This window comes from Microbacterium sp. NPDC019599 (genome assembly GCF_040632175.1).
Classification (GTDB): domain Bacteria; phylum Actinomycetota; class Actinomycetes; order Actinomycetales; family Microbacteriaceae; genus Microbacterium.
Genome location: NZ_JBEYBL010000006.1, coordinates 71,582 through 95,371, shown reverse-complemented (window position 1 = coordinate 95,371; position 23,790 = coordinate 71,582). Strand labels below are relative to the sequence as shown.

Below are 23,790 nucleotides of genomic sequence, written 5' to 3'. Positions count from 1 at the left end.
ATGGCACACGTCTGGCGCGGAGTCCTCCGCGAATACGGCGACCGACTGGGCGTCACCGACACCTCGACCGTCGTCACCCTCGGCGAGGGCGGCACGCCGCTCCTGCCCGCCCCGGCTCTCTCGCGGCGCACGGGCGCCGACGTGTGGGTCAAGTTCGAGGGCATGAACCCCACGGGCTCGTTCAAGGACCGCGGCATGACGGTCGCCGTCTCGCGCGCGATCGAGCACGGCGCGAAGGCCGTCATCTGCGCCTCGACGGGCAACACGTCCGCCTCGGCGGCCGCCTACGCGGCGCACGCCGGCATCACGGCGGCCGTGCTCGTGCCCGAGGGCAAGATCGCGATGGGCAAGCTGAGCCAGGCCGTCGCGCACAACGGGCGCCTCATCCAGATCCGCGGCAACTTCGACGACTGCCTCGAGATCGCCCGCGAGCTCGCCGACCACTACCCCGTGCACCTGGTCAACTCGGTCAACCCCGACCGCATCGACGGCCAGAAGACCGCGGCGTACGAGATCGTCGAGCAGCTCGGCGACGCGCCCGACTTCCACTTCATCCCCGTCGGCAACGCGGGCAACTACACCGCCTACACGCGCGGCTACACGGAAGAGGCCGAGGCCGGCGTCTCCACGCGCGTCCCGCGCATGTTCGGCTTCCAGGCCGAGGGCTCCGCGCCGCTCGTGCGCGGCGAGGTCGTGAAGAACCCCGAGACGGTCGCGAGCGCGATCCGCATCGGCAATCCCGCGTCGTGGCACCTCGCCCTGGACGCGCGCGAGGCGACCGACGGCTACTTCGGCGCCATCGACGACGACCGCATCCTCGCGGCGCAGAAGCTCCTCGCGGGGGAGGTCGGGATCTTCGTCGAGCCGGCGTCGGCGATCAGCGTCGCGGGTCTGCTCGACCGCGTCGAGGCCGGCGTCGTGCCGCAGGGCGCGCGCGTCGTGCTGACCGTCACGGGTCACGGCCTGAAGGACCCGCAGTGGGCCCTCCGCAACGCGGACGGCTCCAAGGTCGAGCCCACCGTCGTCGACGCGTCGACGTCGGAAGTGGCCTCCGTTCTCAGCCTCGCCCGCGTCGAGGCGACCGCGTGAGTGCAGCCGCGGCGTCGACGGTGCCCGCAGGGCGTTCCGTCGTCGTGCGCGTGCCGGCGACGAGCGCCAACCTCGGTCCCGGCTTCGACACGCTCGGACTCGCGCTGAGCGTCTACGACGAGCTCATCGTGACGGCGCTCGACCACGATGCCCTCGAGATCGAGGTGACCGGACAGGGCTCCGAGGACGTCCCGCGCGACGCCTCGAACCTCGTGGTCCGCTCGATCGCGTACGCCTTCGAGGCCGTGGGGCGACGGATGCCGGGACTTCGGCTGCAGGCCCGAAACGTCATCCCGCACGGCCGGGGCATGGGCTCGTCGGGCGCCGCCGTCGTCTCCGGACTCCTCGCGGCCAAGGGTCTCCTCGCGGGTGACGTCGTGCTCGGCGACGAGACGCTGCTGAGCCTCGCGACGGAGCTGGAGGGCCACCCCGACAACGTCGCGCCCGCCCTGTTCGGGGGCCTGACGATCGCGTGGATGGACGAGACCGGACCGCAGCACAAGAAGCTGCTCGTGCACCGCGGCGTCTCGCCGCTCGTGTTCGTGCCCGAGTTCACGATGTCGACGAAGCTCGCCCGCAGCCTCCAGCCGCTGCAGGTGCCGCGCGAGGACGCCGTCTTCAACGTCTCGCGTTCGGCGCTGCTCATCGCGGCGCTGACGCAGAGCCCCGAGCTGCTGCTCGCGGCCACGGAGGACAAGCTCCACCAGAACTACCGCGCGCAGGCGATGCCCGACACCGACAAGCTCGTGCGGGCGCTGCGCGAGCACGGGTTCGCGGCGGTCGTCTCGGGGGCCGGTCCCAGCGTGCTCGTGCTCGCGGACGGACCGGGTCGACGCCTGGAGGCGGCGCGTGTCGCGCAGGAAGTCGCCGACACCCCGTGGGAGGCGCTCATGCTCGCCGTCGACTTCAAGGGTGGTACAGTGAAGGAGCACGCGGAGGGTTCCACGTAAGCACGTGAATCTGGCCTCCGTCGCAATTCTGCGAAACCCTGGCACACCCCCCGCCCCGTTCGAACTCGTTATCTGAGCAGTTCGCAGGGGTAGCGCGGGCAGCATCCTGCCACGCGCTGTGACTGTGCGTTCGTGCATGTCCATTCGTTTCACAAGGGAGAACTCGTGGAGTCCATCTCCGAGATCCACACCGTCGACTCTGAAGCCCAGGAGCGCACCGAAGCGCTCGAGGGTGAGGCGCCGGTGAACGGCGACCTGGTCGCCGAGGCAGAGGCCGTCCAGGACGCGCCCGCCGCTGAAGAAGCCGTCGCCGACGAGGCGCCGGCCGAGCCCCAGCCCGCCGACGAGCCGGCCGCCGAGGAGGCGCCGGCCGAAGAGGTCGCACCGGCCGAGGAGCCTGCCGCCGGGGCCCCCGTCGAGGAGGCCCCCGCCGAGGAGGCCCCCGCCGAGGAGGCGCCTGTCGAGGAGGCGTCTGTTCAGGATGCTCCTCCCGCCGCCGCCGAGGGTCCGACCGAGACCGCGCCTGAAGCCGAGGCCGCACCCGCCGCCGAGGAGGCGGCCGAGGCGCCCGCCCGCGCACCGCGCAAGCGCGCCCCGCGCCGCGCCAAGAGCACCGACGTCAAGCCCGACGCCGAGGCCCCCGCCGCTGAGGCCGAGACCCCCGCCGAGGCTCCGGCCGAAGTGGCCCCTGTGGTCGACGCCGCTGCCGAGGCACCCGCTCAGGCGGAGGACGAGGCAGAGCAGGCCGAGGGCGAGCAGACCGACGGCGAGCAGGCCGAGGGCGAGCAGCAGGCCGAGGGCGAGGCATCCGCCTCCGAGGGTGGCGACGAGACTCCGTCGCGCTCGCGCAGCCGCTCGCGCAGCCGCAGCCGCAACCGCGGCCAGGGCGGCCAGGCTCAGAACGGCCAGGCCCAGAACGGTCAGGCTCAGAACGGCCAGAACCAGGGCGGCCAGGCCGCCGCGCAGGGCGGGCAGCAGGCCGCCGAGGACGACCAGGACCAGGCATCCGCCTCCAACCGCAACCGCCAGCGCAACAAGCGCCGCGGCCAGGGCGCGGCGGACGAGTTCGAGACCGAGATCGGCGAGGACGACGTCCTCATCCCGATCGCGGGCATCCTCGACGTCCTGGACAACTACGCGTTCGTCCGCACGACGGGTTACCTCCCCGGCCCCAGCGACGTCTACGTCTCGCTCGGCCAGGTCAAGAAGTACAACCTGCGCAAGGGCGACGCCGTCGTCGGCGCCATCAAGCAGCCGCGCGAGGGCGAGCAGTCCAGCCGTCAGAAGTACAACGCGCTCGTCAAGGTCGACGCCATCAACGGCCTGTCCGTCGATGACGCCGCGGCCCGCGTCGAGTTCGGCAAGCTCACGCCCCTCTACCCGCAGGAGCGCCTGCGCCTGGAGACGGCGCCCGAGAAGCTGACGCAGCGCATCATCGACCTCGTCGCGCCCATCGGCAAGGGTCAGCGCGGCCTCATCGTCGCGCCGCCCAAGGCGGGCAAGACGATCGTGCTGCAGCAGATCGCCAACGCCATCGCGATCAACAACCCCGAGGTCCACCTCATGGTCGTGCTCGTCGACGAGCGTCCCGAAGAGGTCACCGACATGCAGCGCACGGTCCGCGGCGAGGTCATCGCCTCGACCTTCGACCGTCCGGCGGAGGACCACACGACGGTCGCCGAGCTCGCCATCGAGCGTGCCAAGCGCCTCGTCGAGCTCGGCCGCGACGTCGTCGTGCTGCTCGACTCGATCACGCGCCTCGGCCGCGCCTACAACATCTCGGCGCCGACCTCGGGTCGCGTCCTGACCGGTGGCGTCGACGCGTCGGCGCTGTATCCGCCCAAGCGCTTCTTCGGCGCGGCGCGCAACATCGAGAACGGCGGATCGCTCACGATCCTCGCGACGGCGCTCGTCGAGACGGGCTCCAAGATGGACGACGTGATCTTCGAGGAGTTCAAGGGCACGGGCAACAGCGAGCTGCGCCTGAACCGCCAGCTGGCCGACAAGCGCATCTTCCCGGCGGTCGACGTCAACGCGTCGAGCACGCGCCGCGAGGAGATGCTGCTGTCGCCCGACGAGGTCAAGATCACGTGGAAGCTGCGTCGCGCCCTGGCGGGCCTCGACCCGCAGCAGGCCCTCGAGGTCGTGCTCGGCAAGCTCAAGGAGACGCAGTCCAACGTCGAGTTCCTCGTGCAGATGCAGAAGTCGATCCCGACGCCCGCGCACGGCGGCGGTCACAGCCACGCGCACGACAACAGCATCCGCTGAGCCTCGCTCGTGTTCGAGTCCGTCAAAGGGCTGATCGACGAGCACAAGGCGGTTCAGGAGGAGCTCTCCGACCCCGCCGTGCACGCCGACGCGGCCCGCGCCAAGCGCGTCAACCGGCGCTACGCCGAGCTGTCGAAGATCGTCGCGGCCCACGACGCGTGGGTCGCGGCGTCCGATGACCTCGACGCGGCGCGGGAGCTCGCCAAGGAGGACGACGCGTTCGCCGATGAGGTGCCCGCGCTCGAGGAGCAGCTGACGCAGGCGCAGGAGAGGCTGCGGCGGCTGCTCATTCCGCGCGACCCCGACGACGCCCGCGACGTCATCATGGAGATCAAGCAGGGCGAGGGCGGCGCGGAGTCGGCGCTCTTCGCGGCCGACCTCCTGCGGATGTACCTCCAGTACGCGGCATCCAAGGGCTGGAAGACCGAGCTCCTCGAGCGCAACGAGTCCGACCTCGGCGGATACAAGGACGTCCAGGTCGCGATCAAGGGCTCCTCGTCCGACCCTGCGCAGGGCGTGTGGGCGCACCTCAAGTACGAGGGTGGCGTGCATCGCGTGCAGCGGGTGCCGGCGACCGAGTCGCAGGGCCGCATCCACACGTCGACGACAGGCGTGCTGGTCTTCCCCGAGGTCGACGAGCCCGAAGAGATCCAGATCGACCAGAACGACCTCAAGATCGACGTCTTCCGCTCGTCGGGTCCCGGTGGCCAGTCCGTCAATACGACGGACTCCGCCGTGCGCATCACGCACCTGCCGACCGGCATCGTCGTCTCGATGCAGAACGAGAAGTCCCAGCTGCAGAACCGCGAGGCCGGCATGCGCGTCCTGCGCGCCCGGCTGCTCGCGAAGCAGCAGGAGGAGCGGGATGCCGCGGCCTCCGACGCCCGCAAGTCGCAGATCCGCGGCATGGACCGCTCCGAGCGCATCCGGACGTACAACTTCCCCGAGAACCGCATCGCGGACCACCGCACGGGCTACAAGGCGTACAACCTCGACCAGGTCATGGACGGGGCCTTGGGCCCGATCGTGGACTCGGCCATCCAGGCCGACGAAGAGGCCCGCCTCGCCGCCCTCGGCACCGACGCCTGACCCGATCCCGCGCGCAGCCCGGCTGCTTCGCGAGTGCCGAACCGAGGTTCGGCGCGTCGCCAGGGACGTTTCGGCACTCGCCAACGGTGCGATGATCGGCTCCTCTTCTCTGCAGGCCCCGGGGAGGAGCTCCGCGGGGCAGCGGGTTGTGGACAGTGCTGGGCGGGATGGTTCCCGGGTGGATGCTGGCGGCGTGCCGCGCATCGAACTCCCCACCTCACTCGGCGATGCCTTCTCTGTCGCCCACGCGCGGAGCGCGGGGGTCGGTGAGGGACGGTTGCGAGGCTCCGACCTCGAGCGTCGATTCCACGGCGCGCGGCTTCGCGTCGCCCCCGCGGATGGCCGACTGACCCCGTGGGAGCGCGAGCGGGCTGAGCTGCAGGAGAGCATCGCGGCCTACCTGCCGGTCATGCCTGCCGGCGCGTGGTTCACGGGGCCCACCGCGGCGGCGCTGTGGGGGCTGCCGCTCCCGCTGGGACTGACCGGCGACCTCCACGTCGCCGTCGCGTATCCGCGCACGCCGCCCCGCCGGCTCGGCGTTCGCGGCACTCGGGTGGTGCCTGGCATGGCTGGCGTGGTCGACCGAGGCGGTGTGCCGGTCGCCGACCCGGCGACGACCTGGGCAGCCCTCGGCGGGATGCTGCTCCCGTACGACCTCGTCGCGGTCGCCGACGCGATGCTGCGCGTGCCGCGGCACCCCGGAGGCTACCGTCCCGCGCGAGAGCGTCCGCTCGCAACGCGCGACGAGCTGGCGGCCGCCCTCATCGCGGGACGACGCCGCGGCGCGGCCGACCTCAGACGCGCCCTGACGCGGGCCCGGACTGGAGCAGCATCCCGTCCCGAGTCCTGGACGCGGCTGATCCTCGTGGATGCAGGCCTGCCCGAGCCCGACCTCGATGTCGACGTGGTCGGCGAGCACGGTGAGTTCCTCGGCTGCCTCGACCTCGCATATCCTCGCCATCGGGTCGGCATCGAGTACGAGGGCGACGGGCATCTGACCCGACCTCAGCTCGAACGAGACATCGACAAATACGCCGCACTTGGCGCCGCCGGCTGGCAGATCATCCGGCTGACGTCCCACCTCGTGTTCCGCGTCCCGAACGAGGCGGTCCGCAGGGTCCGCGCCGCTCTCGAGCGCTGACGCGCCGGCTCGCGAGTGCCGAACCGACGCAGCACACCGCTCCAGGATCGATTCGGCACTCGCCAACCGCGTGACGAGGCACTCGTGGGCGACGGCGCTAGCCTGGGCGCGTGATCACCTTCCTGATCCGCGCGGCGATCTTCCTCGTGTCGGCCTTCGTTGGCCTCGTCGCCGCCGACCTCATCCTCGACGGCTTCTACCTGCACTGGGACGACTGGTGGGGGATCCTCGTCGCCGTCGTCATCTTCGCCGTCCTGCAGAGCGTCCTGGCGCCGTGGCTGCTGAAGGTCACGCGGAGGCACGCGAACGCCCTCATCGGCGGGATCGGCATCATCTCGACCTTCGTCGCCCTGCTCATCGCCGTCGTCATCCCCGCCGCCGGCATCGGCATCGACGGCCCCGTCGCGTGGATCATCGGCACCTTCATCGTGTGGCTCGTGACGGCCCTCGCGACATGGCTCCTCCCGCCGCTCTTCATCAAGAAGAAGGTCGACGAGCGCCGCAGCGCGTGACGGATGCTGTCACCCCGCGCCGCATCCGGGTCGTCGGCGTCTCGGGCTCGGGCAAGTCGCGGCTCGCGTCGCAGATCGCGGAGCGGACGGGCCTGGCACGGCTCGAGCTGGACGCCGTCTTCTGGGGCGCGGACTGGACCTTCCGCGACCTCGCCGAGGCGCGGCAGCTCGTCAGGGAGTTCGTCGCCGCGCACCCGGACGGCTGGGTCATCGACGGCAACTGGACGTCGCGCCTCGAGGGACTTCTCGACCCAGGCATGGAGCACGGACCCGACGAGGTCGTCTGGCTCGACCACCCGCGCGCGCTGGTCATGAGCCGCGTCGTCCGGCGGACGCTGTGGCGCGGCATCCGTCGCCAGGAGCTCTGGCACGGCAACCGCGAGCGCCCGTCGACGTGGCTGCGTCTGGACCCGGACGAGAACATCATGCTGTGGTCGTGGACGCAGCACGCCGTCGTGCGAAGGCTCATGCTCGAGCGGATGGACGCGGGCTGGCCCGTCACGCGGCTGCGGAGCCAGCGCGAGGTCGACGCATGGCTGAAGGGACTGGGCGCACTCGGCTGATCGCGCGGCGACGATCGGCCCGCGGCTCAGGCCATGCACCCCGCGGCTCAGGTCACGCACCGCACGACTCAGGCCATGCGTCGAGAGCCTTAGGTCATGTGCGGACAGAGACGGAGAAGATCGGGAATCCTTCCGATCCGCCGCAGGCACCTCAGAGCGGATCGTGGTGTGCATCGAAAGGAGCACATCCCATGGACGCCAACCTCCTCCTCTACGGATCCGCCGCTTCTCGCGCGGAGGAGCGCCGCCGCCTCGATCGCGACCTGGAGCGTCGGCGCGTCATCCGCGAGCGACTCGACTCGACCCGCGAAGACGCCCGGGTCGAGACCCGCGCCGATCGGCATCAGGGCGCAGGTCGCGGCATCCGCCGCCTGCTCCGCGTGCGCCCAGCGTGAGTGCGGACCTTCTCTCGGCAGATGCCGGGTCGCCGACTCAGAGCATCGTCAGACCGGTGCCTCCTCCGCCGGGGCCGCCGCGCGCACCGATGCTCGGCGCGACCCGATCTCGCGTCGTCTGGGATGATGGCGACATGCGTGTCGGGCGTGCACCGCTCATCGGCCGGGATGCCGAGCTCGGCGTCCTCCGCGAAGCGCTCGTGGTCGTCGGCGGCGTCGGCGGGGCGGTGGTCGTGTCCGGGGAAGCCGGCGTGGGCAAGACCCGCCTCGTGCGCGAGTTCGTCGCGGGACGGGAACGCCTGCTCGTGGTGGAAGGCGGCTGCGTCGACACCGGATCGGGCCCTGCACCGCTCACCGCGATCACCGACATCGTGCGCGATCTCGTCGACGCCATCGGCGTCGAAGCGACGCAGGCGGCCGCGGGGCCCGGAGCCGCCGCGCTCGGCGTACTCGTACCCGCGCTCGGCGCGGCGACCGACGACCGGCTCGAGGACGTGGTCGTCGAACTCTTCACCGAGGTCGCGCGGACACGGCCCACGCTCGTCATCCTCGAAGACCTGCACTGGGCCGACGGAACGACGCTCGAGATCGCGTCGCGGCTCGCTCGGCGTTCGGCCACGGTGCCCCTCCTCGTCGTGCTCACGTACCGCAGCGACGACGTCGGTCGCGGACACCCTCTGCGGCCTGTGCTGGCGGAGCTCGATCGTCGGCGTGCGGTGACGCGCCTTGCGCTGCCGCGGCTGTCGCCCGGAGACGTCGGCGCACTCGCCGCGGCGATCCACGGCGGGCCGCTGACTTCGAGAACGCTCGACGACATCGCGACGCGCAGCGACGGGATCCCGTTCTACGTGGAGGAACTGGCGAGCTTCGTGGATGCCCGCCTGCCGACATCCCTGCGGGACGTGCTGCTGCTGCGCTACGAGCGACTGGATGCCGAGGCGCGCCGATTCGCCCGGGTTCTGGCGACCGGCGGGGTCGAGGTAGCCCACTCCGTGCTGCGCGCAGTGTTCGAGGGCGATGAGGACGCCCTCGAGACGGCGGTGCGCCGCGCGGTGGACGCCCAGATCGTGGTGATCCGCGGCGACGCGTATGCGTTCCGGCACGCGCTCGTGCAGGAGGCGGTGTACGCCGAGCTGCTGCCGACCGAGCGCACGCGGCTGCACACGGCGTTTGCCGTCGCACTCCAAGCGGTCGCGCCGACGCCTCGAGTGCTCGCCGACATCGCGCACCACTGGAGCGCGGCGCATGTCCCGGATCGCGCGCTTGCTGCCGCCGTCGCCGCGCAACGGTCGGCCGCGGCCGCATCAGCCTGGTCCACGGCCGCGGAGGCGGGGGAGCGTGCGCTCGAGCTGTGGGACGGAGTCCCGGATCCGGAGCGCCTGACCGGAGTGCCGCGCCACGAGGTGCTGCGCCGCACGGCGGCCGCTCTCGTGTCGACCAATCGGCTGGAGCGCGCGCTGCGGTTCGCGCGCGAGGCGGTGGATGCGTGGCCCATCGAGGACCCGGTCGGCCGCGCGACGATGCTCGGCGAACTCGCGTCGACCGAGTTCCAGAGCGGGGTCTCCAACGGCCTGGCGACCATGCAGCAGGCGCTCGCGATCCTGGGGGACGACCCGCGGCATGACGTGCAGCGCGCAGGTCTGCTGCTGAACACGGCACGCGTGCACATGATGGGCGCCGATCAGCGCCGGGGACACGAGATGGCGCTGGTCGCTCGCGCGACCGCACAGCCGGCAGCGGATGACGGCGACCCCGCCGCGGCGGAGCTGGTGGCGCAGGCCCTGCTCATCGCGGCGACCTGCGGCGTCGGCGGCGGCGATGTGGGGGCGGTGCAGCAGTTCGAGGCGGCGCGCCCGTACGCCGAGGGCTTCGTGCGCGCCATGATGCGGTACTTCGCCAACTACTCGAATGCGCTCATGCTGGTCGGCCGCTACGACGACGCAGCGGCGGTTGCCCGGGAGGGCGTGGAGTACGGTGCTGCGCACGAGTCGGACCGCGGCATCCTCGCGATGGTGGAGGCGAACACGATCGAGGCGAGCATGTATGCCGGCGACCTGCGCCGCGCCGCCCAGGTCGGCGCCCGACTGCTGCCTCGCATCGACCCGAGCCTCTTCTCGGCCTTCCTGCGGGAACGCCTGCTCTGCTTGACGATCTGGCGCGGCCGCATCGAGGAGGCAGAGGAGGCGCTGACCGTCGCACGCGAGGAGCTGGATGCGTTCGGCGCCTATGAGTTCCAGACGCGGCTGGGCATGGCGTACGACCTGGGGCTGCTGGCTCTCGAGCGCGGTGAACCGAGAGCGGCCCTCGCGCACGCGTCGGCGGCGCTCGTCGAAGGAGGGTCGGTAGCGCTCGCTCTGCCTCTCACATCGATTGCCGCTCGCGCCGTGGCGGCGATGCGCGAAGACGGCGAAGACGCGGATATCGAGCCCTGCCGCGCAATCATCGCGAGATGGCAGGACTGGCCTCTCGGGCCGCTGTGGGCAGGCGTGTTCGCGGCCGAGCTCGGCGAGGGCTCGTGGGCGGCGGCGACGGATGCGGCCGGTCCGGCGTACGTGCGCGCGTACGCGCGGGTGCGATACGGGGAGGAGCTGCTCGCGGCGGGCGATCGTGCGGGGGCGCGGGATGCACTGGCGAGAGCGGTCGCGTACGCGGAGGAGATCGGCGCAGAGGGGCTGCTCGCGCGCGCCCGCAAGGTGCTGACGGATGCCGGCCTGTCGGGAGCCGTGTCGACGACGGCACTGACCGCGCGCGAGGAGCAGGTGCTGCGACTCGTGGCGGAGGGGCTGAGCAACGGCCAGATCGCCGAGCGTCTGTACATCAGCGCGAAGACCGTGTCTGTCCATGTGTCGGCGATTCTGCGGAAGCTGGACGCGCCGTCGCGCACGGCGGCCGCCGCCATTCACCGCGGCACCGCCGCCTGACGTGCGATCCGCGTCAGAGGTGGCGCTCCGGCAGTGCTGTCTGCGGGCGACCGCGCTCCGGCCGGCCGCCCGGCCGGTCAGATGTGATACTCCGGTGCGGTGAGCAGCGCGCGGGTGTCCTCGCCGATCCGGCGGGCGCGGGGCTTGGCCGGGACGCCGACCAGGATGCTGTCCGCCGGCGCGTCCCGCGTCACGACGGCGTTCGCCCCGATGACCGAGCCCTCGCCGATCGTGATGGGCCCGAGCACCTTCGCGCCGGCGCCGACCGCGACGCCGTCTCCGATCGTGGGGTGGCGCTTGCCGCCGTCGCGCGTGCGCCCGCCGAGCGTCACGCCGTGGTACAGCATCACGTCGTCGCCGACCTCGGCCGTCTCGCCGATGACGACCCCCATGCCGTGATCGATGAAGAAGCGGCGGCCGATCGTCGCACCGGGGTGGATCTCGATGCCCGTGAGCCAGCGGGTGATCTGCGACCCCGCGCGGGCGAGGAACCGGAAGCCGCGCTGCCACAGCCAGTGGTCGACGCGGTGGGCCCACAGCGCGTGCAGGCCGGGGTACAGGAGCGCGATCTCGAGCGCGCTGCGGGCCGCGGGATCGCGCAGCTTCGCCGCGGCGAGGTCCTCGCGGATGCGTCCGACGATCCCCGTCGGCGCATCGGGGGAGACCGTCATGACTTCGCCTCCTCGGGCTCGCGCAGGTGCTCGTACAGCGCGGTGGAGAGGTAGCGCTCGCCCGCGTCGGGCACGATGACGACGATCCGCCTGCCCTCGGCTTCGGGTCGCGCCGCGATCTGCAGGGCCGCCCACACGGCGGCCCCCGCCGACATGCCGGCGAGGATCCCCTCGTGCGTCGCGAGCTGACGCGCGACCCGGATCGCGTCGTCGAACTCGACGTCGAAGATCTCGTCGACGACGGAGCGGTCGAGCACCTCCGGCACGAAGTTGGGCCCGATGCCCTGGATCCGGTGTCCGCCCGCGCGGCCTTCGGTCAGGACGGGGGAGTCCTTCGGCTCGACGAGCGCGATCTTCACTTCGGGGTTGCGCTCCTTGAGCACCTGGCCGACTCCCGTGATGGTGCCGCCCGTGCCCGAGCCTGCGACGAACCAGTCGACGCGGCCCTCCGTGTCGCGCCAGATCTCCTCGGCCGTCGTGCGGCGGTGGATCGCGGGGTTGGCGGGATGCTCGAACTGACGCGCGAGGATGGCCCCGGGCGTCTCGGCGGCGATCCGCTCAGCCGTCGCGACCGCCTCCGTCATCCCCTTGTAGGGGTCGGTGAGGACGAGTTCGGCGCCGTACGCCTTGAGCAGGGTCCGGCGCTCCTTCGACATCGAGGCGGGCATCGTGAGGATGACCTTGTACCCGCGGGCTGCGCCGATCAGGGCGAGGGCGATGCCCGTGTTGCCGCTCGTGGACTCGACGATCGTCCCGCCGGGCACCAGCTCACCGGACTGCTCCGCCGCCTCGATGAGCGCGTAGCCGAGGCGGTCCTTGACGCTCGAGCCCGGGTTGTAGAACTCGAGCTTGGCGAGCACTTCGGCCCCGAGACCCTCCGTCAGCCGGTTGAGCCGGACGAGCGGCGTGTCGCCGAATGCCGTCGTGATGTCGGAATGGATGCCGGGCAAGAGGCTGCTCCCAGGATCGAGTGGTCGTGAAGACGAAGGCGCGCCGAGCCCCGAACGGTCGGGGTCCCGGCGCGCCGTCGTGAGGTCTCAATCTTCGCGCAGATCCTCGAACAGCGCAGTCGAGAGGTAGCGCTCGCCGGTGTCGGGCGCGATCACGACGATCTTCTTGCCGTCGTTCTCGGGGCGCGCCGCGAGCTGCAGGGCGGCCCACACGGCCGCACCGCTGGAGATGCCGACGAGGATGCCCTCCTTGGCCGCGACGTCGCGCGAGGTCGAGATGGCGTCGTCGAACTCGACCGTGACGACCTCGTCGAACACGTCGGTGTCGAGGATCGGCGGGACGAAGTTCGGGCCGATGCCCTGGATCTTGGCGGGGCCGGGGGTTCCCGTGGAGAGCAGCGGCGAGGCGGCCGGCTCGACCGCGACGACGCGGACCTCGGGCTTGCGCTCCTTGAGCACCTGGCCGACGCCCGTGATGGTGCCGCCCGTGCCGACGCCTGCGACGAAGATGTCGACCTCGCCGTCGGTGTCGCGCCAGATCTCCTCGGCGGTGGTCTTGCGGTGGATCAGGCGGTTGGCCTCGTTCTCGAACTGCTTCGCGAGGATCGCGCCCTCGGTCTCGGCGACGATGCGCTCGGCCTCGGCGACGGCGAGCTTCATGCCGCCCGCGGGATCGGTGAGCACGAGCTCCGCGCCGAAGCGCTTGAGGAGCTGGCGGCGCTCGACCGACATCGAGGACGGCATCGTGAGGACGACCTTGTAGCCGCGGGCCGCGCCCACGAGGGCGAGCGCGATGCCGGTGTTGCCGCTCGTGCCCTCGACGATCGTGCCGCCGGGCTGCAGCGCGCCGGCGGCCTCGGCCGCGTCGATGATCGCGATGCCCAGGCGGTCCTTGACGCTGGAGCCGGGGTTGTAGAACTCGAGCTTCGCGTACACCTCGGCACCCGCGCCGTCGGTGACGCGGTTGAGGCGGACGAGCGGCGTGTTGCCGAACGCGCTCGTGATGTCGGAGTGGATGCCGGGCATGGGTGAGGGGCCTTTCGGGTCGGATCGGCGCGCACGCGTCGCGGCGCCGGATCGGGATCAGCCTAGGGGAGCGCTCCGCGAGCATTACGGCATGTGACGCCCGCGCTCGCGCGGCACCGCGCCGGCGCTCCCGCGGGGCTCGAGGTCACGCCGGCCGAGGCCGCCCGGGCTGCCCATCCGCACGTAGGCTGAGGGCGCCATGTCGCTCGACCGCACTCCTTCCCTCCCGCTGTCCCACGCGCTGCGCGCCGCCGCGGAGCGCCTCGCGCGCGCCGGCGTACCCGACCCCGTCGTCGACGCCGAACTGCTCGCCGCCCACGTGCTGGGGGAGGGTCGCGGCGCGGTGCAGGCGCGTGCCCTGCGGGGCGACTCCCTCGACGACGACGCGGCCGCGCGCCTGGACGAGCTCGTGCAGCGCCGCGCGACGCGCGAGCCCCTGCAGCACATCACCGGCACCGCCCCCTTCCGGCACCTCGAGCTGCGGGTCGGCCCGGGAGTCTTCGTGCCCCGGCCCGAGACCGAGATCGTCGCGCAGCTCGCGATCGACGCGCTCGTGGCCGCGGCATCCCCGTCCCCGATCGCCGTGGATCTCGGCACCGGCAGCGGCGCGATCGCGCTCGCGCTGGCGACCGAGGTGCCGCACGCGCGCGTGCACGCCGCCGAGAACTCCGTCGACGCGTACGTCTGGACGGAGGAGAACTTCCGCGGGGTCGGCGCGGACAACGCGCGGCTCGCGTTCGTCGACCTCGAGCACGCGTTCCCGGAGCTGGACGGGACCGTCTCGGTGGTCGTGTCGAACCCTCCGTACGTTCCGGATGCCGCCATCCCGCGCGATCCGGAGGTCCGGTTCTTCGACCCGCCCGCCGCCCTGTACGGCGGCGAGGACGGCCTCGACGTCGTGCGAATCCTGAGTCGCGTGGGGCTGCGGCTCCTGCACCCCGGCGGCACGCTCGTCATCGAGCACGGCGAGTGGCAGGGTGAGCCGATCCGCGACCTCCTCGCCGGCGACGGCTGGCGGGCCGCCGCGACGCATCCGGACCTCACGCTCCGCGACCGCGTCACCACGGCGATCCGCCCGTGACGCTCACGGGCGCGCTCCCATCTCGCGGATAGACTGGGCGGCGACATGTCCTCCGTCTTCGACTGCCGTGACGAGGCGCAGCTTCTCCCCGGCATGCGCCAGGCCCGCCAGGCGATCGGCCGCGGCGAGCTCGTCGTCCTCCCCACCGACACCGTCTACGGCGTCGCCGCCGATGCGTTCAGCGCGAGCGCCGTGCAGCGGCTCCTGGATGCCAAAGGACGCGGCCGCCAGTCGCCGCCGCCCGTCCTGGTCGCGGGCCTCACGACCCTGCGCGCGCTCGTGGCCGAGGTCCCCGAGCCCGTCGAGCGGCTCGTCGAGGCGTTCTGGCCCGGCGGGCTGACGATCGTCCTGCCAGCGCAGCCGTCGCTGTCGTGGGACCTCGGCGAGACCCGCGGCACCGTCGCGGTCCGCATGCCCGACCACCGCATCGCCCTCGAGCTGCTGGAGGAGACCGGGCCGCTCGCCGTGTCGAGCGCCAACCTCACAGGCAGGCCCGCCGCAGTCCGTGTCGAGGACGCACAGGGGATGCTGGGCGACAGCGTCGCCGTCTACCTCGACGGCGGACCGTCCCACACGGGGGTCGCCTCGACGATCGTCGACGCGACGAGCTTCATCGGCGGCGTCGACCCCCGGATCCGTGTTCTGCGCGAAGGCGCGATCGACCGCGTGCGGCTGCGCGAGGTCTTGGTGGATCTCCTCGAGGAGGAGACCGCTGCCGAGGCCGAGCCCGTCGCGCAGGCGGCCGAGCCGCAGGCGGATGCCGCGACGCAGGCCGACGGCGGCACCGCGTGAAGCAGTACGTCTTCACGATCCTCTTCACCGCGATCGTGACGTTCGCCCTTTCGTGGGCCGTCTGGCGGCTCAGCATGCGGTACAAGCTCTATCCGGGCATCCGCGAGCGCGACGTGCACAAGACGCCGACTCCCCGGCTGGGCGGCATCGCGATGTTCTTCGGCGTGGTGGCCGCGGTCGGGGTCTCGGCGGCCAACCCGTACTTCTCCATCTTCTGGGCCGATCAGAAGCAGATCTACGCGATCCTCGCCGCGACCGTCATCATCGTGCTGGTGGGCGTCGCCGACGACCTGTGGGACCTCGACTGGTTCATCAAGCTGGGCGCGCAGTTCCTCGCGGCGGGCATCATCGCGTGGTTCGGCGAGCTGCAGATCTACTCGCTGCCCATCGGCGGCCTCATGGTCGGATCGGGACCCGTGAGCTTCGCGCTGACGGTCTTCTCGATCGTCATCGTCATGAACGCCGTCAACTTCATCGACGGCCTCGACGGCCTCGTCGCAGGCGTCTGCCTCATCGCGAACGGCGTCTTCTTCGCCTACTCGTACATGCTCTCCCGCGATTTCACGGCCAGCAACTTCTCGCTCGCGACCTTCATCGCGGCCGTGCTCATCGGCGCCTGCCTCGGGTTCCTCCCGCTCAACTGGAGTCCCGCGAAGCTGTTCATGGGGGATGCGGGAGCCCTCATGCTGGGCCTGCTCATGGCGTGCTCGGCCATCGCGATCACGGGTCAGCTCGATCCGTCCGTCCTCGACCCCGAGGACTTCGGGCGCTCCCAGCTGCTCGGTGCCTTCATCCCGATCCTCCTTCCCGTCGTCGTCGTGCTGCTGCCGCTGCTGGACTTCGGGCTCGCCGTCATCCGGCGCATGAGCGCCGGCAAGTCGCCGTTCTCGCCCGACCGCAAGCACCTGCACCACCGCATGCTCGACATGGGCCACAGCGACCGGGGCGCCGTCCTGATCTTCTACGCGTGGACGGCCATCTTCGGGCTCGGCGTCCTGCTGATGTACATCGGAACGACGGCCGGCTGGCCCGGCGACTACCTCGTGGGCCTGGCCTACCTCGTCGTCGGCGTCGCCGCATGCCTCGTCGTGACCCTCACGCCTTCGCGCCGCGCGGCGCCCAAACCCGCACTGGAGAGCACAGCATGAGCTCCACGCCCATCTCGAGCACCCCGATCCTGCGCACGACGCTCATGTGGAGCGGGATCGTCACGGCGGGCCTCGCCGTCGTCGCCGGACTGGTCGGCTATCTCGTCGCCGGGACGACGGGGCTGTGGAGCGCCTTGGCCGGCGTCGTGATCGCAGCCGTGTTCCTCGCGATCACCGGGCTCAGCATCCTGATCGCCAACCGCTGGTACGGCGACGACCTCTACGTGCCGATCTTCTTCGGCATCGTCCTGGGCGGCTGGATCCTGAAGTTCATCGTCTTCATCGTCGCGCTGCTCATCCTCCGCGGTCAGCCGTGGATCGAGCCGACGGTCTTCTTCCTCTCGGTCGTCGCGAGCGTCCTGGCGGCGCTCATCGTCGACGTCGTCGTGCTGCTGCGCATGCGGGTGCCGGTGGTCGACGTGCAGCTGCCCACCGACCCCGACGAGGGGGAGCGGTCGGACCACACGCACAGCTGACGCTCAGGGCGGATTCAGCAGGCTCCCGAGTTTGGTAGGGTGGTTCTCGCGCCCGCCGCTCGCCCTGCGAGCCCTTGCGGAGTGACGCTCACCGACCATCGTCGCAACGGTTCACGCCGATGCCCCGAAGCTGGAGCCAGCGCTGTTTACTCAAGCTGCGACCCTGATCGCCAAGACCGCTGAAGACGGGCCCGTATTCCACGCCCCGTCGATCAATGAGTTCTTCCCCGCCGTCATCACGACGGTGTTCGGGATCCCGATCACGCGAATCCACATCATCCAGGTCCTCGCGACCATCGCTGTCGTGCTGGTGTTCTGGCTCGGCACGCGCAAGATGACGGTCGTCCCCGGCCGCTTCCAGAGCATCGTCGAGATGGGCCTGGGCTTCGTGCGCAACAACATCGCGTACGACCTGCTCGGCAAGAAGGACGGCGAGCGGTTCCTCCCGATCCTCACGACGATGTTCTTCATGATCCTGTTCATGAACATCACGGGCATCATCCCGTTCCTGAACATCGCAGGAACCGCGATCATCGCCGTGCCGCTCACCCTCGCAGTGGTCAGCTACGTGACGTTCATCTACGCGGGCATCAAGAAGAGCCCGGGCAAGTTCTTCAAGAACTCCCTCTTCCCCTCGGGCGTGCCGTGGCCGATCTACTTCATCGTGACGCCGATCGAGTTCATCTCGACCTTCATCATCCGGCCCGTCACGCTGACGCTCCGACTCCTCATGAACATGATGGTCGGCCACCTGCTGCTCGTCCTGTTCTTCTCGGCGACGTCGTTCTTCCTCGCGATGAGCGGCTGGTGGACGATCCTCGCCGCCGGCAGCCTCGCGTTCGGCTTCGCCTTCACACTCTTCGAAATCCTCGTGGCCGTCCTCCAGGCCTACGTCTTCGCCCTCCTCACCGCGGTCTACATCCAGCTCGCGGTGGCGGAAGAGCACTGAGCGGGTCGGCTCGAAGCCGCCCATAACCGAAAGGAAACACCCCCGTGGACGCAACTACGGTTCTCGCCGAGGTCTCCGGCTCCATCGCGACCGTCGGCTATGGCCTCGCTGCGATCGGCCCCGCCATCGGCGTCGGCATCGTCGTCGGCAAGACCATCGAGGGCGTGGCTCGTCAGCCCGAGCTCGCCGGTCGCCTCCAGGTCCTCATGTGGATCGGTATCGCCTTCACCGAGGCGCTCGCCTTCATCGGCATCGCGACCGCCTTCATCTTCGGCTACTGATCCCTCTTTCCGACGTAAGGAGACAGGATGCTCACCGCTCTTGTCGCACTCGCCGCTGAAGAAGCCGAGACGCCCAACCCGCTGCTGCCGGCCTGGTACGACATCATCTGGTCGTCGGTGTGCTTCGTCGTCATCCTCTTCATCTTCTGGAAGGTCGCGCTGCCGCGCCTGAAGAAGCTGCTCGACGAGCGCGCCGCCGCCATCGAGGGCAACATCGCGAAGGCCGATGAGGCCCAGCGTCGGGCCGAGGCCGCCCTCGAGGAGTACACGGCGCAGCTCGCCGGTGCCCGCAAGGAGGCCGGAGAGATCCGCGACGCCGCTCGTGACGACGGTCGCAAGATCATCGCCGAGGCGAAGGAGACGGCATCCTCCGAGGCCGCCCGTCTCACGGCATCCGCTCACTCGCAGATCGAGGCGGAGCGCCAGTCGGCGCTCGTGTCGCTGCGCAGCGAGGTCGGCACGCTCGCGATCGATCTCGCCGGCGGCGTGATCGGCGAGTCGCTCGCCGACGACAAGAAGGCACAGGGCGTCGTCGACCGCTTCCTCGCGGAGCTCGAGGCATCCGAAGCCGCCGCCCAGAAGGCGTCGAAGTAATGGGCAGTGCGACCACTCAGGCGCTCGTGGAGACCACGGCGGCGCTCGACCGCGCCGCCGGGGTCGACCTGACGGTCGCCGGCGAGCTGTTCGCGGCGGCCCGCGCGCTCGGTGACTCGCCGCAGCTCGCCGGCGCTCTGGCCGACTCGGCCGCGTCCGAGGCGGCCCGCGCGAAGGTGGTCGCGGACGTCTTCGGCAAGTCGCTGTCGGCCGCAAGCGTGACGCTCATCACGACGGCCGTCTCGCAGCGCTGGTCCTCGCCCGCCGACCTCGTCGACGCGATCGAGGAGCTCGCGGTGCGCGCTGCGGCCCGCTCCGCCGCCGGAGCCGACGTCGAGGGCGAGATCTTCCAGTTCTCGCGCACCGTCGCGGCCAACCCCGAGCTCGAGCTCGCCCTCGGCAGCCGACTGGGGGATGCCTCGGCCAAGGGCGACCTCGTCCGCTCGCTCATCGGCGGCCGCGCGAGCGCCGCGACGACCCTCATCGTGTCGTCGCTCGTGCAGCAGCCCCGTGAGCGCCGGATCCGCCAGCTCCTGACGCGTGCCATGGACCTCGTCGCCCACCAGCGCGGCCGCGCGGTCGCGACCGTCGTGTCGGCGGTCCCGCTGAGCGCCGCGCAGTCCGACCGCCTCGCTTCCGCGCTCTCGAAGCGCTACGGCACCGAGGTCGCGCTCAACCCGGTCGTCGACCCGTCGGTCGTCGGCGGCGTCCGCGTGCAGATCGCGGACGACGTCATCGACGCGAGCGTGTCGTCACGCATCGCGGATCTCCGGCAGCGTCTGGCCGGCTAACACACACTTCCCGCCCTGAAGGGCGGAGGCTTCGGGGCCCGACTCACGGACGGCCTCACTGAACGAAGGAAGACAATGGCAGAACTCACTATCAGCCCCGACGTCATCCGTGACGCGCTGAAGGACTTCGTCGCCGCGTACGAGCCCACCGGCGCTGCGGCGACCGAGGTCGGCACGGTGGTCGACGCCGCCGACGGCATCGCCCACGTCGAGGGCCTTCCCGGCGTCATGGCCAACGAGCTCGTGACGTTCGCGGACGGCACGAGCGGCCTGGCCCTGAACCTCGACGAGCACGAGATCGGCGTCGTCGTCCTCGGCGACTTCTCCGGCATCGAGGCCGGCCAGCAGGTCACCCGCACCGGCGAGGTCCTCTCGGTCCCGGTCGGCGACTCCTACCTCGGCCGCGTCGTCGATCCGCTCGGCAACCCGATCGACGGCCTCGGCGAGATCGCGAACGAGGGCCGTCGCGCGCTCGAGCTGCAGGCGCCCGGCGTCATGCAGCGCAAGAGCGTGCACGAGCCCATGCAGACCGGCATCAAGGCGATCGACGCCATGATCCCGATCGGCCGCGGCCAGCGCCAGCTCATCATCGGCGACCGCCAGACGGGCAAGACGGCGATCGCGATCGACACGATCATCAACCAGCGCGCCAACTGGGAGTCGGGCGACGAGAACAAGCAGGTCCGCTGCATCTACGTCGCGATCGGCCAGAAGGGCTCGACGATCGCGTCCGTCAAGGGCGCGCTCGAGGACGCCGGCGCCATGGAGTACACGACGATCGTCGCGGCTCCCGCCTCCGACCCCGCGGGCTTCAAGTACCTCGCTCCGTACACGGGCTCGGCGATCGGCCAGCACTGGATGTACCAGGGCAAGCACGTCCTGATCATCTTCGACGACCTGTCCAAGCAGGCCGAGGCCTACCGCGCCGTGTCGCTGCTCCTCCGCCGCCCGCCGGGCCGCGAGGCGTACCCCGGTGACGTCTTCTACCTGCACTCGCGTCTGCTCGAGCGCTGCGCGAAGCTCTCCGACGAGCTGGGCGCCGGCTCGATGACGGGTCTGCCGATCATCGAGACGAAGGCCAACGACGTCTCGGCGTACATCCCGACCAACGTCATCTCGATCACGGACGGCCAGATCTTCCTGCAGTCCGACCTGTTCAACGCCAACCAGCGTCCCGCGGTCGACGTCGGCATCTCGGTCTCGCGAGTCGGCGGCGACGCCCAGGTCAAGTCGATCAAGAAGGTCTCCGGCACGCTCAAGCTCGAGCTCGCCCAGTACCGCTCGCTCGAGGCGTTCGCGATGTTCGCGAGCGACCTGGACGCGGCATCCCGTCGTCAGCTGGCCCGCGGCGCGCGCCTGACCGAACTGCTCAAGCAGCCGCAGTACTCGCCGTACCCCGTCGAGGAGCAGGTCGTCTCGATCTGGGCGGGAACGAAGGGCAAGCTCGACACGATCGAGGTGGAGTCGGTGCTGCGCTTCGAGCGCGAGCTGCTGGACTACCTGCGTCGCAACACGACGATCCTCGACACGCTGCGCGAGACCAACGTGCTCGACGACGACACCGCCGCCGAGCTCGAGAAGCTCACCGACGCGTTCATCCTCGAGTTCCAGTCCGGCAAGGGCGGTCAGGCGATCGACAAGCCGGGCCACGAGGAGTACGCGGCGGCCGAGGCGGGCGACGTCAGCCAGGAGAAGATCGTCAAGGGCCGCCGCTGAGCGGCTCGCCTGGACAGGAACCATGGGCGCACAACTGAGGGTCTACAAGCAGAAGATCGCTTCTGCTCAGACGACCAAGAAGATCACGAAGGCGATGGAGCTCATCGCGGCTTCGCGCATCCAGAAGGCGATGGCGCGCGTGCGCGCGTCCGCGCCCTTCGCGCGTGCCGTGACGCGCGCCGTCTCCGCCGTGGCCACGCACTCGAACGTCGACCACCCGCTGACGACGGAGCGCGAGGTCATCCGCCGGTCGGCGATCGTCATCTTCGCGTCCGACCGCGGCCTCGCGGGAGCCTTCAACGCTCAGATCCTCCGCGAGGGTCTGCAGCTGGCGGAGCTCCTGCGCTCGCAGGGCAAGGAAGTCGTGTTCTACCTCGTCGGCCGCAAGGCCGTCGGCTACTTCCAGTTCCGGCAGATGGCGAGCGCGGCCGAGTGGACGGGTGACACCGACACGCCGCACTTCCACACGGCCGAGGAGATCTCGGGCGTGCTGCTGGATGCCTACGACCGCGGCGGCGACGCGGGCGGCGTGGACGAGATCAACCTCGTCTACAACCGCTTCGTCAGCATGATGACGCAGTCGCCCGAGACGGTGCGCCTCCTGCCCCTGGAGGTCGTGGAAGCGGATTCCTCGAGCACGCAGGTGTACCCGCTCTACGAGTTCGAGCCCGAGGCGAGCGTCGTCCTGGACGCGCTCCTGCCGGTGTACATCCAGAGCCGTGTCTTCAACGCGCTCCTGCAGTCGTCGGCCGCGAAGCACGCCGCGACGCAGAAGGCGATGAAGTCCGCCAGCGACAACGCCGACAAGCTCATCACCGACTACACCCGCCTGCGCAACAACGCGCGTCAGGCCGAGATCACGCAGCAGATCGCCGAGATCGTCGGCGGCGCCGACGCTCTGGCGTCGGGCAAGTAGACCCACGAAAGAGAAGAAGCCATGAGCCTCACCGCAGAGAAGACGGCCGCCCCGGCCACGGGGCGCGTCGCCCGCGTCACGGGCCCCGTCGTCGACATCGAGTTCCCGCACGACTCGATCCCCGACATCTACAACGCGCTCAAGACGACCGTCACGGTCGAGGGCGTGACGAGCGAGTTCACGCTCGAAGTCGCGCAGCACCTGGGCGACGACCTCGTCCGCGCGATCGCGCTCAAGCCCACCGACGGCGTCGTGCGCGGCCAGGAGGTGCGCGACACCGGCGGCCCCATCTCGGTCCCCGTCGGCGACGTCACGAAGGGTCGCGTCTTCAACGTGACCGGCGACGTCCTCAACGCCGAGCCGAACGAGAAGATCGAGATCACCGAGCGCTGGGGCATCCACCGCCAGGCGCCGAGCTTCGACCAGCTCGAGTCGAAGACCCAGATGTTCGAGACGGGCATCAAGGTCATCGACCTCCTGACCCCGTACGTGCAGGGTGGCAAGATCGGCCTCTTCGGCGGCGCCGGCGTCGGCAAGACGGTCCTCATCCAGGAGATGATCCAGCGCGTCGCGCAGGACCACGGCGGTGTCTCGGTGTTCGCCGGTGTCGGCGAGCGCACGCGTGAGGGCAACGACCTCATCCACGAGATGGAGGACGCGGGCGTCTTCGACAAGACGGCCCTCGTGTTCGGCCAGATGGATGAGCCGCCGGGGACGCGCCTTCGCGTCGCGCTCTCGGCGCTGACGATGGCGGAGTACTTCCGCGACGTGCAGAAGCAGGACGTGCTCCTGTTCATCGACAACATCTTCCGCTTCACGCAGGCGGGCTCCGAGGTCTCGACGCTGCTCGGCCGCATGCCCTCCGCCGTGGGCTACCAGCCGAACCTCGCCGACGAGATGGGCATCCTCCAGGAGCGCATCACGTCGACCCGCGGTCACTCGATCACGTCGCTGCAGGCCATCTACGTCCCCGCCGACGACTACACCGACCCGGCCCCCGCCACGACGTTCGCGCACCTCGACGCGACGACGGAGCTCAGCCGCGAGATCGCGTCGAAGGGTCTTTACCCGGCCGTCGACCCGCTCGCCTCGACGAGCCGCATCCTGGACCCGCGCTACATCGGCGCCGACCACTACCGCGTCGCGACCGCCGTCAAGCAGATCCTCCAGAAGAACAAGGAGCTGCAGGAGATCATCGCGATCCTCGGTGTCGACGAGCTCTCCGAAGAGGACAAGGTCGTCGTCGCCCGCGCGCGTCGCATCCAGCAGTTCCTCTCGCAGAACACCTACATGGCCAAGAAGTTCACCGGCGTCGAGGGCTCCACGGTCCCGATCAAGGAGACGATCGAGTCCTTCGACGCCATCGTCAAGGGTGACTTCGACCACGTCGCCGAGCAGGCGTTCTTCAACGTCGGCGGCATCTCCGACGTCGAGGAGAAGTGGGCGCAGATCCAGAAGGAGAACGGCTGAC

At 70.5% G+C, this 23,790-nt stretch carries 23 protein-coding genes; 20 read left to right on the top strand and 3 right to left on the bottom strand.

All coding sequences use genetic code 11. The features are described 5' to 3' along the window. The 9 genes from thrC (at position 1) to ABZ477_RS12055 (ending at position 10,928) form a co-directional block, all read left to right on the top strand. Positions 1-1,089, top strand: a complete 1,089-nt coding sequence (gene thrC / locus ABZ477_RS12095; protein ID WP_360132963.1) for a threonine synthase — start codon at positions 1-3, stop codon at positions 1,087-1,089. Next, positions 1,086-2,039, top strand: coding sequence for a homoserine kinase (gene thrB, locus ABZ477_RS12090; RefSeq protein ID WP_360132961.1), 954 nt, complete (start codon positions 1,086-1,088; stop codon positions 2,037-2,039). Before thrC ends, thrB begins: the two co-directional genes overlap by 4 nt. A gap of 165 nt (positions 2,040-2,204) precedes the next feature. After that, positions 2,205-4,307, top strand: a complete 2,103-nt coding sequence (gene rho, locus ABZ477_RS12085; protein ID WP_360132958.1) for a transcription termination factor Rho — start codon at positions 2,205-2,207, stop codon at positions 4,305-4,307. 9 nt (positions 4,308-4,316) lie between these two features. Further along, a complete protein-coding gene (gene prfA, locus ABZ477_RS12080; RefSeq protein ID WP_360132956.1) occupies positions 4,317-5,396 on the top strand; it encodes a peptide chain release factor 1 in 1,080 nt (359 codons plus the stop codon). Between the two features lie 193 nt (positions 5,397-5,589). After that, on the top strand, positions 5,590-6,537 hold the full coding sequence (locus ABZ477_RS12075; protein ID WP_360132953.1) for a hypothetical protein: 948 nt from the start codon (positions 5,590-5,592) through the stop codon (positions 6,535-6,537). Positions 6,538-6,647: 110 nt separating this feature from the next. After that, complete coding sequence (locus ABZ477_RS12070; protein ID WP_360132950.1) at positions 6,648-7,049, top strand: hypothetical protein; 402 nt, start codon at positions 6,648-6,650, stop codon at positions 7,047-7,049. Further along, a complete protein-coding gene (locus tag ABZ477_RS12065; RefSeq protein WP_360132947.1) occupies positions 7,046-7,612 on the top strand; it encodes a toxin in 567 nt (188 codons plus the stop codon). Before ABZ477_RS12070 ends, ABZ477_RS12065 begins: the two co-directional genes overlap by 4 nt. Before the next feature lie 191 nt (positions 7,613-7,803). Continuing rightward, on the top strand, positions 7,804-8,007 hold the full coding sequence (locus ABZ477_RS12060) for a hypothetical protein (protein ID WP_360132944.1): 204 nt from the start codon (positions 7,804-7,806) through the stop codon (positions 8,005-8,007). Between the two features lie 134 nt (positions 8,008-8,141). Then, complete coding sequence (locus ABZ477_RS12055; protein ID WP_360132941.1) at positions 8,142-10,928, top strand: AAA family ATPase; 2,787 nt, start codon at positions 8,142-8,144, stop codon at positions 10,926-10,928. Between the two features lie 77 nt (positions 10,929-11,005). On the opposite strand, the gene epsC is transcribed toward ABZ477_RS12055, so the two are convergent. The 3 genes from epsC to cysK (ABZ477_RS12040) form a co-directional block, all read right to left on the bottom strand. Continuing rightward, a complete protein-coding gene (gene epsC / locus ABZ477_RS12050; RefSeq protein WP_360132937.1) occupies positions 11,006-11,599 on the bottom strand; it encodes a serine O-acetyltransferase EpsC in 594 nt (197 codons plus the stop codon). Further along, complete coding sequence (gene cysK, locus ABZ477_RS12045) at positions 11,596-12,549, bottom strand: cysteine synthase A (RefSeq protein WP_360132934.1); 954 nt, start codon at positions 12,547-12,549, stop codon at positions 11,596-11,598. Before cysK (ABZ477_RS12045) ends, epsC begins: the two co-directional genes overlap by 4 nt. 87 nt (positions 12,550-12,636) lie before the next feature. Beyond that, positions 12,637-13,575 carry a cysteine synthase A gene (gene cysK, locus ABZ477_RS12040; protein WP_360132931.1) on the bottom strand — a complete coding sequence of 313 codons (939 nt, stop codon included), beginning with the start codon at positions 13,573-13,575 and terminating at the stop codon, positions 12,637-12,639. Between the two features lie 199 nt (positions 13,576-13,774). On the opposite strand from cysK (ABZ477_RS12040), the gene prmC reads away from it, so the two are divergent. The 11 genes from prmC (at position 13,775) to atpD (ending at position 23,789) form a co-directional block, all read left to right on the top strand. Beyond that, positions 13,775-14,656, top strand: coding sequence for a peptide chain release factor N(5)-glutamine methyltransferase (prmC, locus tag ABZ477_RS12035; protein ID WP_360132928.1), 882 nt, complete (start codon positions 13,775-13,777; stop codon positions 14,654-14,656). A gap of 45 nt (positions 14,657-14,701) precedes the next feature. Beyond that, on the top strand, positions 14,702-15,448 hold the full coding sequence (locus ABZ477_RS12030) for an L-threonylcarbamoyladenylate synthase (protein ID WP_360132925.1): 747 nt from the start codon (positions 14,702-14,704) through the stop codon (positions 15,446-15,448). Continuing rightward, positions 15,445-16,596, top strand: a complete 1,152-nt coding sequence (locus tag ABZ477_RS12025) for an MraY family glycosyltransferase (RefSeq protein WP_360132922.1) — start codon at positions 15,445-15,447, stop codon at positions 16,594-16,596. The genes ABZ477_RS12030 and ABZ477_RS12025 overlap by 4 nt, the downstream gene beginning before the upstream one ends. Continuing rightward, positions 16,593-17,072, top strand: coding sequence for a hypothetical protein (locus ABZ477_RS12020; RefSeq protein WP_360132919.1), 480 nt, complete (start codon positions 16,593-16,595; stop codon positions 17,070-17,072). The genes ABZ477_RS12025 and ABZ477_RS12020 overlap by 4 nt, the downstream gene beginning before the upstream one ends. A gap of 163 nt (positions 17,073-17,235) precedes the next feature. Then, positions 17,236-18,021: a F0F1 ATP synthase subunit A gene (gene atpB, locus ABZ477_RS12015; RefSeq protein WP_360133419.1), complete on the top strand. Its 786-nt coding sequence runs from the start codon at positions 17,236-17,238 to the stop codon at positions 18,019-18,021. A gap of 44 nt (positions 18,022-18,065) precedes the next feature. Further along, positions 18,066-18,302: an ATP synthase F0 subunit C gene (gene atpE / locus ABZ477_RS12010; RefSeq protein ID WP_028496101.1), complete on the top strand. Its 237-nt coding sequence runs from the start codon at positions 18,066-18,068 to the stop codon at positions 18,300-18,302. Positions 18,303-18,329: 27 nt separating this feature from the next. After that, positions 18,330-18,896, top strand: a complete 567-nt coding sequence (locus ABZ477_RS12005) for a F0F1 ATP synthase subunit B (RefSeq protein WP_360132914.1) — start codon at positions 18,330-18,332, stop codon at positions 18,894-18,896. Further along, the gene (locus ABZ477_RS12000; RefSeq protein WP_360132911.1) at positions 18,896-19,687 is read left to right on the top strand and encodes a F0F1 ATP synthase subunit delta; all 792 of its coding nucleotides are present in this window, start codon (positions 18,896-18,898) and stop codon (positions 19,685-19,687) included. Before ABZ477_RS12005 ends, ABZ477_RS12000 begins: the two co-directional genes overlap by 1 nt. A gap of 75 nt (positions 19,688-19,762) precedes the next feature. Further along, the gene (atpA, locus tag ABZ477_RS11995) at positions 19,763-21,403 is read left to right on the top strand and encodes a F0F1 ATP synthase subunit alpha (protein WP_360132908.1); all 1,641 of its coding nucleotides are present in this window, start codon (positions 19,763-19,765) and stop codon (positions 21,401-21,403) included. A gap of 22 nt (positions 21,404-21,425) precedes the next feature. Further along, positions 21,426-22,319, top strand: coding sequence for a F0F1 ATP synthase subunit gamma (locus tag ABZ477_RS11990; protein WP_360132905.1), 894 nt, complete (start codon positions 21,426-21,428; stop codon positions 22,317-22,319). A gap of 21 nt (positions 22,320-22,340) precedes the next feature. Then, positions 22,341-23,789 (top strand): F0F1 ATP synthase subunit beta, encoded by a 1,449-nt coding sequence (atpD, locus tag ABZ477_RS11985; RefSeq protein WP_360132902.1) that lies wholly within the window; start codon positions 22,341-22,343, stop codon positions 23,787-23,789. The last annotated feature ends 1 nt before the right edge of the window (position 23,790 follow it).